8 protein-coding genes are annotated in these 12,799 nt (G+C 60.3%); 1 reads left to right on the forward strand and 7 read right to left on the reverse strand.

What is annotated here, in order from left to right; genetic code table 11:
- Window positions 1–49 precede the first annotated feature (49 nt).
- The 7 genes from purH to edd all read right to left on the reverse strand — a co-directional run bounded on the left by purH (window position 50) and on the right by edd (window position 9,437).
- The gene (gene purH / locus AA0535_RS01910) at window positions 50–1,630 is read right to left on the reverse strand and encodes a bifunctional phosphoribosylaminoimidazolecarboxamide formyltransferase/IMP cyclohydrolase (protein ID WP_264814214.1); all 1,581 of its coding nucleotides are present in this window, start codon (window positions 1,628–1,630) and stop codon (window positions 50–52) included.
- Window positions 1,631–1,749: 119 nt separating this feature from the next.
- Window positions 1,750–2,337, reverse strand: a complete 588-nt coding sequence (locus tag AA0535_RS01915; protein ID WP_264814215.1) for a metal-dependent hydrolase — start codon at window positions 2,335–2,337, stop codon at window positions 1,750–1,752.
- A gap of 337 nt (window positions 2,338–2,674) precedes the next feature.
- Window positions 2,675–4,144, reverse strand: coding sequence for an efflux transporter outer membrane subunit (locus tag AA0535_RS01920; protein ID WP_264814216.1), 1,470 nt, complete (start codon window positions 4,142–4,144; stop codon window positions 2,675–2,677).
- Window positions 4,141–5,235: an HlyD family secretion protein gene (locus AA0535_RS01925; RefSeq protein WP_264814217.1), complete on the reverse strand. Its 1,095-nt coding sequence runs from the start codon at window positions 5,233–5,235 to the stop codon at window positions 4,141–4,143. Before AA0535_RS01925 ends, AA0535_RS01920 begins: the two co-directional genes overlap by 4 nt.
- A 3-nt stretch (window positions 5,236–5,238) precedes the next feature.
- The gene (locus AA0535_RS01930) at window positions 5,239–6,798 is read right to left on the reverse strand and encodes an MFS transporter (RefSeq protein WP_264814218.1); all 1,560 of its coding nucleotides are present in this window, start codon (window positions 6,796–6,798) and stop codon (window positions 5,239–5,241) included.
- Window positions 6,799–6,952: 154 nt separating this feature from the next.
- The gene (eda, locus tag AA0535_RS01935) at window positions 6,953–7,549 is read right to left on the reverse strand and encodes a bifunctional 4-hydroxy-2-oxoglutarate aldolase/2-dehydro-3-deoxy-phosphogluconate aldolase (RefSeq protein WP_304500830.1); all 597 of its coding nucleotides are present in this window, start codon (window positions 7,547–7,549) and stop codon (window positions 6,953–6,955) included.
- A complete protein-coding gene (gene edd / locus AA0535_RS01940) occupies window positions 7,449–9,437 on the reverse strand; it encodes a phosphogluconate dehydratase (protein WP_264814219.1) in 1,989 nt (662 codons plus the stop codon). Before edd ends, eda begins: the two co-directional genes overlap by 101 nt.
- A 300-nt stretch (window positions 9,438–9,737) precedes the next feature.
- On the opposite strand from edd, the gene AA0535_RS01945 reads away from it, so the two are divergent.
- Entirely contained in the window at window positions 9,738–12,686 is a 2,949-nt protein-coding gene (locus AA0535_RS01945; protein ID WP_264814220.1) for a TonB-dependent receptor domain-containing protein, read from the forward strand.
- The last annotated feature ends 113 nt before the right edge of the window (window positions 12,687–12,799 follow it).

Here is a 12,799-nt window from a genome sequence, read left to right on the forward strand (position 1 = left end):
AACCGTGCTGTGAAACGTTCCATGGCTCGTTTCGAGCCATGAGCCGCGCTCAATGGCGGAAATGACGCATCCCGGTGAATACCATGGCGATACCTGCGGCATCGGCAGCGTCGATCACCTCCTGATCGCGAATGGAGCCGCCCGGCTGAATGACTGCCACAGCGCCCGCTGCGATCACGCTCTCCAGACCGTCAGCAAACGGAAAGAACGCATCGGAAGCGGCCACGGAACCCTGGGTGAGCGCAACGCTCTCCCCGGCGGCCTCGGCGGCATCGAGGCTCTTGCGCGCCGCAATGCGCGCCGAGTCAACGCGCGACATCTGGCCTGCGCCGATGCCCACCGTTGCGCGATCCTTTGCATAGATCACGGCATTGGACTTCACGTGCTTGGCAACGCGGAAGGCGAAAAGCAGATCGGCCATCTCGGCTTCCGTGGGTGCGCGCTTGGTGACGACGCGCAGATCGGCTTCCTGCACCTGCCCGGCGTCACGGCTCTGCGCAAGAAAACCACCCGCAACCGACTTGAACGTCATGCCTGCTTCGGTGGCCGAGGGGAGACCGCCAGTAAGCAGAAGGCGCAGGTTTTTCTTGCGGCTCAGGACGGATTTCGCGCCTTCCGTGGCGTCCGGTGCCACGATCACTTCGGTAAAGATGGCGGAGATGGCATCGGCCGTCGCGTCGTCGAGCGTGCGATTGAGAGCGACGATGCCACCGAAAGCCGAAACCGGATCGCATTTGAGTGCTGCTGTCCAGGCCGCCTCGAGGGTTTCAGCGCTGGCGACACCGCAGGGATTGGCGTGCTTGACGATCACCACGCTGGGCTTGTCAAATTCGGCCACCGCTTCGAACGCAGCATCCGTGTCGTTCAGGTTGTTGTAGCTGAGTGCCTTGCCCTGAACCTGCACTGCGGTAGCGAGCCCGTAGCGCTTCTCGGCGGTGGCATAGAATGCGGCATCCTGATGGGGATTCTCACCGTAACGCAGCAATTCGCGACGCGACCCGGTGAGCGTCATGGTCTCGGGGAGCAGGTCGCCGCGCTGCTTCGCAAACCACGTGGCAATCATCGCATCATAGGACGCCGTATGAGCATAAGCCGCACCCGCCCAGAGCGTACGCTCCTGGAGCGTCGAACCGCCCTTCTCCAACGCCTCGAGTAGTGCAGGATACTGCGCGGGTTCGGTCAGGATTACGACATGGTCGTGATTTTTGGCGGCGGCGCGGATCATGGCCGGACCGCCGATATCGATATTCTCGATGCAATCCTCAGGACCCGCACCTGATGCGACCGTCGCGGCAAACGGGTAGAGATTGACGCAGACCAGATCGATCGGGGCGATCTGATGCGCCTCCATCTGCTCACGATGAGAAGCGAGGTCGCGACGCCCCAGGATTCCGCCATGAATCTGCGGTACGAGTGTCTTCACGCGACCATCGAGAATTTCCGGGAACCCCGTGTGATCGGAGACATCGGTTACCTCTAACCCTGCCTCACGCAACGCCTTCGCCGATCCGCCCGTTGAGAGCAGCTGCACGCCCTGCGCCGTCAGGGCGCGCCCGAGGTCGAGCAGCCCGGCCTTGTCGGATACTGAGAGAAGCGCCCGGCGAATGGGCAGGCGGTCGGCAGAGGTCATGTCAGGCTCCAGGGTAACCGGCATTCTGCGCTGATAATCAGCGAGGGAGGCTCCGCTATCGCCATTCCATGGCCTGGTCCCGGGTATCGGACTCCGGATCCCGTGATCCGGGATTCCAGTCACGAACGCATGACAGCGGAATTTTGCTGCTGCTCATATTCCCCCGGACCCGATAAGGCAATCAAAGGGATATGGCCGAATTTTAACTTTTCCTGTCGCGGCTCATGAACGAGGCAACGATAGCTGAACCAGCCTAGGAGGCTGAGACAGGCCACAAGCAGGAGATATTCACGAAAGCTGCCTGCCTTGGCGTGCGGCCACAGTGAAAGGCGATTACGCGAAAGCGGATAGAACGCCCAGCATCCCCCCGTCATCATGTCGGCCAAAATATGACTGACGTAACCAATCAGAAAGGCCCCCAGGGCAGAATCAAGCGCGGCCTGTCCGAGGTAGTGCCAGCTCACCCAGCCCGCCGCGATTGGCACCGCAAAACTATGCGTGACGGTGCGATGCCCCACCATCCGCGATAGCGGGCGGGACAGCCACACCATGCGGCAACCGAGCATTGACCGCTCGGTATCGAGATCTGGAGCCAGAGCGCCAAGACCGGCCGCAATGACAATCGGCCATGAGAGCGGCACCCAGCCCGCAGCAGCCGCTGTAAGCCCGCACGCAACACCCAGAACAAGATGGGAACGCCCGATCATGCCGCCTTATGGCATTGGTCGAGGTGTTGCGTCCATCTCTATGATTCTACGAGATAGTTTTTTTTCTCCACCAATCCTTAATAGTTTCTCGGCGGGGCCAAGTCAGAAAAAATGTGCACCTTCTGCAAGGAGGATTGCCAGTATGACGGGTCGACCATCGGGCGCACCATATCAAGCTGTGGGATTTGGGGGCCGCCTGTCGAATGTCGTATGCGCTAGGGGTGTCCTTTAACGCAGTTACAGTGTCTTATACCGTTTACCTCATACTCTCTATGAAGCGACGAGCACTTTGTATAACACCCACGTTCTTGATCTGACCTCAGAGGTTTTCGAGCCATCATCCTCTTTTTGCAGCATTATCTCCTGAAAGCGCCGGGTATTCCCATCCGCCGCCAAGCGCGCGATAGAGAGCGACGAATGCTGTGGCGATCTGGATCCGGTTTGCTGAATAGGTCGCTTCGGCAGCGAGCGCCGCGCTCTCCGCGTTATCGACCTGAAGGAAGTCGACAGCGCCTTCGCGATATTGCTCCCGCGCAATAGCGATAGCCTTGCGGCTTTCCTCCCATGCGATACGGGTTTGCTCGAGACGCTTCTGGGACTGGGCATAGGCAGTCAGCGCGTTGTCCACCTCATTCCACGCTGTCGTGACGGTCTGGTGGAAGGCGAGAGCCGCATCCTTCTGCTCCGCCTTGCGCAGGGCCAGCGTCCCTCTCAAACGACCGCCCTCAAAAAGCGGCACGGACAGGGTTGGACCGGTCGCGAACTGGCGCGACGGGAGAGAGAAGAAATTGGCCGCAGACAGGGTCTGCGTGCCCATCTGTCCGGTCAGGGTGATATCAGGGTAGAATGCTGCGATCGCGACCCCGACACCCGCCGTCGCCATATGCAGCTTCGCCTCGGCCTCCCGGATATCGGGGCGCCGCCGCGCCAGGGCAGACGGCAGCCCTACGGGAGCTGAGGGGATGATCTTTGGCATCGTCCCATCACGAGCCGCAAGCTCCACGGCGAGGCTCCGGGGTGGCTCGTCCAGCAAGACACCGATCGCATTGATGAGCGCGCTTTCCGAATTGCGCAGAACCGGCAGGGCTGACGCCGTGTTGGCCTGCTCTGTACGCGCCTGTGCGAGGTCGAGCGTGGTGGCGGCCCCATTGCCGAACCGCGTTTCAACCAGTACCACATCGTGATCGGCAACAGCAACGTGCCGCTCCGTGATCGCAATCTGGTCCTGAACGCCCCGAAGCTGCATGTAGCTGTCAACAAGCGTTGCCAGCGTGCTCAGAGCAAGACCGTGACGCGCCTCGACCGCAGCCTCCTGTGACGCATGCTGCGCCTCGACTGCGCGCCTGATCTGACCGAAGAGGTCGAGGTCCCATGAAGCGCCGAGAGTGTTCTGGAAGAAATCATACTCGTTCGGTGCGCCGTTGCGGGGTTGCACAAGCGAGATGAAACCCGTTTCGCTCTGATGGGTACGGGCATAGGAACCAGCCCAGTTCAGGCTCGGCAATCCCTGCGCTGCGGCGATGCGCGTCTGCGACCGTGCTTCAGCAATGCGCTGCATACCGCGTTGCAGGTCGATATTCTGGACCGCGAGACGGTCGATCAGACTGTTGAGTTCCTGATCGTTGAACCGTTTCCACCAGGTGACATCGACCGGTCCGCCATAAGTAAGCCCCGCAACGTCCTGCGGCTCCGGGCCATAGCTCGCGGGCGAAATGATGTCGGGGCGCCTGAAGTCGGGCCCGAGCGTACAGGCCGAGAGCGCGGTACACGTGCCCAGCAAGGCCAGAATGCGCCCTGACCCTGTCATCGTGCGGTGATCCCGGTCTGGCTGTGGCTCTGTTCATCGACCACGTTTTCCAGACCGGTATCGACCGTGGTCTCGACCGAAAATCCCATCCGGAGCAGCTTGGCCAGAGGCTGGTTGGGTGTCAGCACGATCTTGACCGGCAAACGCTGAACGATCTTGGTGAAATTGCCTGTCGCATTCTCCGGCGCGATCGGCGCGAAGGCCGCCCCGGATGCCGGGGGAATACTGTCAACAACGCCATCCAGATCCATATCATAAGCATCGACGTGGATGCGCGCATGCTGGCCGGGGCGCATATGCCGCAGGGCGAGTTCGCGATAATTGGCCATGACCCAGAGCTGTTCCATCGGCACCAGCGCCATCATCGCGGCACCTGGAGCGACGTAATTGCCGGCCTGCACGGTTTTCTCCCCAACCATACCGTCGAAAGGCGCGCGGATCTCGGTATAGGACAGGTTGAGTTCGTCCTGACGCACCACGGCATGGTCGATGGTGAGCGTGCGCATGGCCGCCTCGTGACGCGCCTTGAGGATGGGGATCTCGGCCTGCGCGGCCACAACGCGCGCCTTCATGCTGCGCAGATTGGCTTCCATCTCATGCATTGAGGCATCTGTGAGCTGACGCTCCTGTGCAGAACCCGCCCCCGTCTGGGCAAGATTGTGGTAGCGCTGCGCATTCTGCCGGGCATAGACGAGTTGCGCCTCGATACGCGCGGCCTCGGCCTGGCTCTCCTCGATCATGCTCGGCTGACGCTCGACCGCGGCCTGGGTATCGAGCACGAGTGCTTCATCATGGGCCAGTTGCGCCCGGCTGCGCGTCAGAGCGGTCTCGTAGTCGCGTGGATCGAGCCGGACCATGACCTGACCGGCCTTCACGCTCTGATTGTCATCGACAAGCACCTCGGTCACCTGACCTGAAACACGCGGGGCAATCGTGGCGTAATGCGCCGTCACATAGGCATCATTCGTCCAGACCCGTCGATTGGGCACGAAAATGATCGCAAGGATGATGCCGCAAAAGACCACAAGAATGAGGCCAGTCACCACGAAGGGCCATTTGGCCGGGCTGCTTTTCTGATCGTCTGAGGCCATGGGTCAGGTTTTTTTCTTCACGAACATGAGGCGGGGGGGATAGGTGCGCTGGGGTAGAAGAACGACCCAGGCCATCAGGAACACGGTAATCCCTGCGATGATCAGATAGGCATCCGATAATTCCAGCACGGTTGTCTGATGGGCAACCTGATATTTGAATGTCGAGAGCGCCTCCGGGCTGCGCGCCGTGCCATCCGGAAGGAGGGGCGCCGGACGTTGCAGCGGAATCGCATTGGCCTGGAATGTGCGATACCGATCGACACCGATACGATCGACGATGCGGTTCGAGTGCAACCCGCCACGCCACCGATGAATGAGCTGCAGCAGCCACACCCCGATGGCCTGTGAGACGGCGCGGGGCGTATTGACCATAGCAGAGGCAAATGGCCCCTCTGCAGGGACGAGGGAATTAGTGGACATCATGAGAAGCGGCATCACGATCATGGCCTCGCCCGCCCCCATGAAAATCTGCCACAGATAGAATTCGTTGCGATTCCAGCCTACCGTCAGGAAACTGTCGCCGATACACGCCATGCAGATAAGGCACATCCCCAGCAGGCTTACCACCCGGCTGTCGACCGCCCGGCTATTGAGCACAACAGCCATAAGGGGAAGCATGACAAGCTGGATGCAGGCAATCTCGAGCGTGACAGGATAGATCTGTTCGGGCCGGTATCCCGCGACCTCCTGCAGGAATGTCGCGGGCAATGTCGACGATGCGAGGGACACAACCAGAAAGATGAGCAGCGTTGTGGCGCCATAGGCGAAATTGCGTCGCCCTAGCAGTTGTATGCGAAAGAGCGGCGTATGCTGCTCCCATTCATTGATCACCAAAAGGGGCAGACAGATCCCGGCAATCAGTGCCAGCACGCAGATCACAGGTGAATTGAACCAGTCGAAACGGTCGCCCTGCTGCAACATGGTCGACAGCGCCCCGAAGCCGAACAGGATGAGCAAAGCGCCTTTCCAGTCGAAATGCCGGATGCGGCCAAGCTTCATGTCTTCGGGCGGCACGCCATACCAGATAAGGGATATGGCCAGACTGCCAAACGGCACGGCCTGCCAGAACACGAAACGCCAGTCGACCAGATCGGTCCAGAGGCCCGCCAACGCGGTGCTGAGATTGGGGAAGAAGGTCGCCGTAAGAGAATACGCCGCAAGCCCGTAGAGGCGTACCGGCGGCGCGAGAACTCTCAGGGCCACGAGCAGCAGGAGCGGCACGGCAAAGCCACCTGCCAACCCTTCGATGATCCGCAGCCCGAAGAGTAGCGACAGGTGATGATTGAACGGAATACAGGCCGCCGAGAGGCTGGCAATGATCGCAACGATCACCGCAAAGCGCCTTACCCCAAAGGTGAGCGCCAGCCAGGGTGCCAGCGACATTCCCATGACTTCTGCAGACAGATAGAGACTGTTGAACCACGTGCCCGGGTCATGGCTGAGCCCCAGCCCTCCCAGAATATCCGGGAGCGACTGGGATGAGACCTGTTCGTTGAGCTCCGTGGTCATGGCGAGCACGATCACGCCAGCGAGCCCGATATAGGAGCGTCCCTGCTTCGTCATCGACGCGGCAGCAGACCACAGGCGTGAAACGAAGGGGCGTTGCGCGTCATTGACTGTCTATCGGGCGAAACCCTTGCCCTTGGCAATCATCGCGTTCTTAAAAACTAAATTATAAAATTTGCAGGAACCGACTCGCGCCGGCTCCCGCAGATTTTCAGGCGCCCGCACTCATTTTCGACGCGGCGCGCGCCCTTTGCTCAACCGTGGCAGCGTCGAACGCTCCGGCGGTCAACCACGAGCCACCGACGCAACTCACAGCAGGCTCTGCGAGCCATTCCGGGGCGTTAGCTTCGCTGATTCCCCCTGTAGGGCAGAACCTGACCTTGCCGAATACGGAGGCAAGCGCCTTCAGCGCGGGCAAGCCCCCATTGGCCATGGCCGGGAAGAACTTGAAACGGCTCAGACCGAGATCGAGCCCACGCATAATATCGCCTGCATTCGCAACGCCAGGAAGCAGGGGTACGTCGTGACGTTGGGCAGCCGCAGCAACCTCCGGCGTGAGGCCGGGGCTGACGATGAACTGCGACCCGGCATCGACGGCCCGCGCCAGATCGTCACCGTTCAGAACCGTTCCTGCGCCGACATGAGCTCCCTCGACCTTCGCCATTTCGCGAATGGCGTCGAGCGCGCATTCCGTGCGGAGCGTCACCTCAAGCGTGGTCAACCCGCCCGCGACCAGCGCCTGCGCGATCGGACGCGCCAGAGACAGGTCGGGAATGACCAGAACCGGAATGACCGGACATTTCGTCATCACGGCGTCCAGCATTGTCGTGTCGAGCATCACCAAATTCCTTATCGAGTTCCACGCCGTGACGATCCATCACGTCTTCCATGGCGGCGAGCATGGCCGATCCGCCCTTCTCCGCACTATCCGACCGGCTCCGCATGAGCGCGAACATCTCACGCCCCGTGCCCATGCCGGGCAAGGGCTGCATTGCAGGCTGGCGACGCTCCCATATCGCAGGATCGACAAGCGCTTCAATCTCACCGCGACGCGCGCAGATACGCAACATGTCGCCATCCTGAATGCGCGCAATCGGGCCGCCCGAATGCGCTTCAGGGCAGATATGGATGGCCGCAGGCACCTTGCCGCTCGCGCCTGACATGCGCCCATCGGTCAGAAGGGCCACGCGATAGCCCTTGTCCTGCAACACCGCCAGTGTCGGTGTGAGACGATGCAGCTCGGGCATGCCATTGGCGTCGGGCCCCTGGAAGCGCACAACCACGATCACATCGCGATTGAGCTTTCCAGCCTTGAAGGCCGTGATGACGTCCTCCTGGGTCTGGAACACGGCAGCGGGCGCCTCGATGGTCTGACGGTCCTCATCGACCGCGCTCGTCTTGTAGATGCCACGGCCGAGCGAGCCCTGAACAAGACGCATGCCGCCATCCTTGCGAAACGGCTCCTTCGTGTCACGCAACACGCCGCGATCCGCCGAAGCGCGCGCGGCGCTGTAGAGCAGTGCCTCTCCTTCGAGCCGTGCGCGGCAGGCGTAATCACTGAAACCGCCCCTGGACACGGTCAGGATGTCCTGATGCAGCATACCGGCCTCGCAGAGCGCGGCAATGAGGGTAGGCAGCCCTCCTGCCTCTTGCATGGCATTCACATCGGCGGAGCCATTGGGGTAGGCGCGTGTCAGCAGCGGCACTGCCGATGACAATGTGTCGAGATCGCTCCAGTCGATACAGATGCCTGCAGCGCGTGCAATGGCGGGCAGGTGAATGGCGTGATTGGTCGAACCGCCCGTGGCAAGCAGACCGACCGCGGCATTAACGATGGCTTTTTCATCCACCAGGCGCGCGAGCGGGCGATGACCCTCACCTGGCCTGGAGATCTCGACGAGGCGATGGACCGCACGGCGGTTGAGTGCCTGACGGATACGGCTATTCGGGTTCCAGAACGCGGAGTCCGGAAGCATCAGCCCCATGAGTTCGACCATCATCTGGTTCGTGTTGGCCGTGCCGTAGAACGTGCAGGTTCCCGCGCTGTGGTAGGACGCGGCCTCGGCTTCCATCAATGCGCTGGAATCGACCTTGCCCTCTGCATAAAGCTGACGGACGCGCTGCTTTTCCTTGTTCGGCAGACCCGATGTCATGGGACCCGCTGGAACCAGAAGCGCTGGCAAATGGCCAAAACGCAGCGCACCCATCAGCAGCCCGGGCACGATCTTGTCGCAAATACCCAGCAGGGCCACGCCCTCGAACATGCCGTGGCTCAGCCCGATGGCCGTTCCCATGGCGATATTATCACGCGAGAGCAGCGAGAGCTCCATACCCTCCTGCCCCTGGGTCACGCCATCGCACATGGCAGGCACGCCACCAGCCACCTGCAGGGTTGCCCCCATCTCGCGCGCGAACAGCTTCATCTGATCGGGGTATCGCGCATAAGGCTGATGCGCCGAAAGCATGTCGTTATAGCTTGTGATCACGCCCAGATTGACGCCGCCCCCGCGCATGAGCTGCGCCTTATCCTCGCCCGAGGCGGCCATCGCATGAGCCAGATTGCCGCAGGCCATGCGCGGACGCGAGATACCTTTCTGCCGGTTGAGCTCCATCAATGCGAGATAACGGCGCCGCGACACGGCGGAACGCTCGATGATGCGCTCTGTGACGGAAGCAACGACGGGATGAACGGACATGGCAGCTCACTGACGAATGTTTTGTGCTCGCGTTTTCGCGAGCTGCGCCCTTGTAAAGTTTCCGTGATCAATGGGTCAAGAGCGCGAGAGTAATAAAATTTTCCTCAATGGCTTTTTTTTAAATTTTTATATCGCCGCGCAAGAAACTGGCTGTTGCATCAGGAACACATCGCAATCAAATTGTCACAATTACGGAGGGTGACGTCACATTACGAGATTGAAACCCTCAATCACGATGTGCCATCTCGGCAGCAATTGCGGAGATCCTTCCGCCTCCATTTCCTTTCGCGAAAGTGTCCGATGGCCATTACACGCACGCGTCTTTGCCGCACCTCGCTGCTCCTCGGCGCGACAATCCTTACCGGCGCCAGTTTGCCGGCTGTCGCCGAAACGACGAGCAAGCCTGCCAAGGCAATCAGCTCCGCCCATCACAAGGCAGCGCATAAGAGCGCCGGCAAGCGCATGACCAGCACCGCAAGCACGACTTCGCCGGCCGTCGCTCCAGCATCAACACCGGTCTCCATCAACGCGCGAGGCAACACACTCGTGAGCCTGTCAGGCCCCGTTCCGGCCGGGAATGAGAGCATCACGGTCGTAGGCTCAGCCCTCAGCACGTCGCGCAATGCGAACGCCAATCCGGTGCAGATCATTACGGCAAAGCAGATCGCCCAGACCGGCGTGAACAACCTTGGTGACTTCTTCGCCCGTCTGCCTTCCGTAGGCTCCAGTGCCACGACGAACGCTGTCACCAATGGCGGCGGCGGTGTATCCTGTACCGATCTGCGCAACCTGGGCACCAACCGCGTTCTCGTGCTGATCGACGGCAAGCGCACAACCATCAATGGCAACTCGAACTGCGTCGATCTCAACGCCATTCCACTGCAGCAGGTGGCTGGCGTGGAAATCCTGAAGGATGGCGGTTCGGAACTCTACGGCGCCGATGCCGTGTCGGGCGTCATCAACATCAAGATGCGTCACGACGTGAACACCGGCAACATCACGATGCGCGGCAGCATTTCGCAATATGGCGACGCGCCCGAGGGTATGCTCTCAGCGTTCAAGGGCTGGAACTTCGACCACGGCAAGGGCAACATCACCCTGTTCGGTCAGTACCTGACCTCGACCGGCGTGATGCAGCGCAACCGCGCCTGGGCAAACCCCGTGGCGCTGACAAACCCGGTTTCAGGCCAGCCGACCTACGGCTCCTCCTATAGCACGAACGGCGTATTCTATCCCGATAGCGGCAATGGCAAGGGCTACACGACCCATGACAATGGCCAGACGGTCGTGCCGTTCACCAAGGCAGATCGCTACCCCTTCAATCGCGATTCCAGCCTGACCAACAACTATCAGGACTCATCGCTTTCCGGTGATGCACATTACGATGTGAACAAGCACCTGACAGTCTATGCGAACGTGCTTTACAGCCACCGCACGACGAACAGCTTCATGGCGCCCGAGCCCATGTCCGGCTCGATCCCGCCGAGCACCCTTCCCGGCGCGGTCGTCGTTCCCGGCGATTATCCCGGCAACCCGTTCGGTGAGGACACAACCGTCTATCGCCGCATGGGTGAATGGGGCCCCCGCCGTTATGAGCGCGCCTCAGACACAGTGACCGGCATGTTCGGTGCAAAGGGCGAGATCACCCATGGGTGGATGTATGATGCATCCTACACCTATGGTGTAAACCGTGAGAACGTCCGCAGCCTGAACATCGGCAACTATGCCAACCTGCTCAACACCTGGGGTCTGCGCGCAACCGAACCTGGCAACCCGGACACCAGCCTTGTTTATGATCCGAGTGTATGTCAGGCATCGGCAGGCTGTGAGCTCTCCTCACCGTTTGGCAAGCTGACGCCGCAGGGCGCTGCCTACACCAACTACACAACAGCCGAAAACATCCAGTATCAGTTCCGCGATACCAACTTCCGTGTGCATAACAACCACGTCGTTTCGATGCCCTGGAAGAACGGTGGCGAGCTCGGTATCGCCCTCGGCATGGAGCACCGCAGCGAGCAGATGAGCGACAGCCCCGACCCGCTGGTGGCACAGGGTCTCACGCTGACGAACACCCAAGCCTATACCGGTGGTGGCTTCAACGTTTCCGAAGGCTATCTTGAAGGCAAGCTGAACCTGCTGAAGAATGCCTTCCTTGCCAAGGATCTGACGATCGACGCTCAGGGCCGTTATTCGTCCTACAACACCTTTGGTTCAGCAAAGAACTGGAAGGTCGCGATCAACTGGGCACCGAACCGCGATATCCGCTTCCGCGGAACCCTGGGCACGTCCTATCGCCAGCCCAACATCTTCGAGCTCTTCGGTGGTCAGCAGCTGAGCTATGAAACCGCCTATGATCCCTGCTCGCAGATGGGCAGCTATGGTGCGTCTTCCGCGACGGTGGTCGCCACATGCGCTCGCCAGGGCATCGGCCCAGGGTTTGAGATGCGCAATTCAGCACAGGTGCCAACCCTTCAGGGCGGCAATGCCCAGGTCAAGCCCGAGACGGGTCGCACCTACACATTCGGTACGGTGCTGACGCCGCACTGGGTGCCGGGCCTCTCGCTCTCGGTTGAGTACTGGCACTACACGCTCAAAAACATGATCAGCGTCATCGGGACGCAGTATCTGCTTGATCAGTGCTATACCGGCGCAAACACTGGTTATTGCTCGGCAATCGTACGTAACGCCCAGACCCAGCAGATCCAGACTGCCACCGCCATGTATGAAAACCTTGGCGGCCTGCATACGAGCGGTATCGACTTCGATCTGGACTATACCTTCCGTATCACACGGCATGATCGCCTGAACCTGAGCAACAATTTCCAGCAGCTGGTCAGCTTCCAGCAGCAATATGTGCCGGGTGGTCAGTGGTACAATTATGATGGCCGCCTGCTGTACAACAACAGCACGGGCCAGCCCCGCGTGCGTAACTACGCGACGGCAACATGGCGCCATGACGATTTCAGCTTCATCTACATGATGAGCTATACGGGCGGCATGGTCTGGAACAACCAGTCTCAGGACCTCGTGAAAGGCACCGTGGGCCGTTACAAGACGCCGGGCATCTTCACGCATGACATCACGCTGGCTTATCAGATGAACCGCTGGAACTTCCAGACAGGCGTGCGCAACCTGTTCGACAAGAAGCCCCCCTATGTCGTTGATGGTGCCACGAACAGCAATGTTTATCAGTACGGCAACCTCTTCATGGGCCGTAACGTGTTCGTGCAGGCCGGGGTCAATTTCTGACCCTCCGCCCCTGACCAAAAACAAGCAAAACCCGGCATCCCAAGATGCCGGGTTTTTTTGTTGGAAATCTCATACAGATTGAGACAGATCACACGCATTGGTGAATTGCATCC

The sequence above is a fragment of the Asaia krungthepensis NRIC 0535 genome, assembly GCF_025995175.1.
In the GTDB taxonomy this organism is placed as follows: domain Bacteria; phylum Pseudomonadota; class Alphaproteobacteria; order Acetobacterales; family Acetobacteraceae; genus Asaia; species Asaia krungthepensis.

Coding starts and splice junctions, on each gene's coding strand:
- edd (WP_264814219.1), bottom strand. CDS start 9,437: ATGTCCGTTCATCCCGTCGTTGCTTCCGTCACAGAGCGCATCATCGAG.
- AA0535_RS01945 (WP_264814220.1), top strand. CDS start 9,738: ATGGCCATTACACGCACGCGTCTTTGCCGCACCTCGCTGCTCCTCGGC.
- eda (WP_304500830.1), bottom strand. CDS start 7,549: ATGACGAAATGTCCGGTCATTCCGGTTCTGGTCATTCCCGACCTGTCT.
- AA0535_RS01915 (WP_264814215.1), bottom strand. CDS start 2,337: ATGATCGGGCGTTCCCATCTTGTTCTGGGTGTTGCGTGCGGGCTTACA.
- AA0535_RS01920 (WP_264814216.1), bottom strand. CDS start 4,144: ATGACAGGGTCAGGGCGCATTCTGGCCTTGCTGGGCACGTGTACCGCG.
- AA0535_RS01930 (WP_264814218.1), bottom strand. CDS start 6,798: ATGACGAAGCAGGGACGCTCCTATATCGGGCTCGCTGGCGTGATCGTG.
- purH (WP_264814214.1), bottom strand. CDS start 1,630: ATGACCTCTGCCGACCGCCTGCCCATTCGCCGGGCGCTTCTCTCAGTA.
- AA0535_RS01925 (WP_264814217.1), bottom strand. CDS start 5,235: ATGGCCTCAGACGATCAGAAAAGCAGCCCGGCCAAATGGCCCTTCGTG.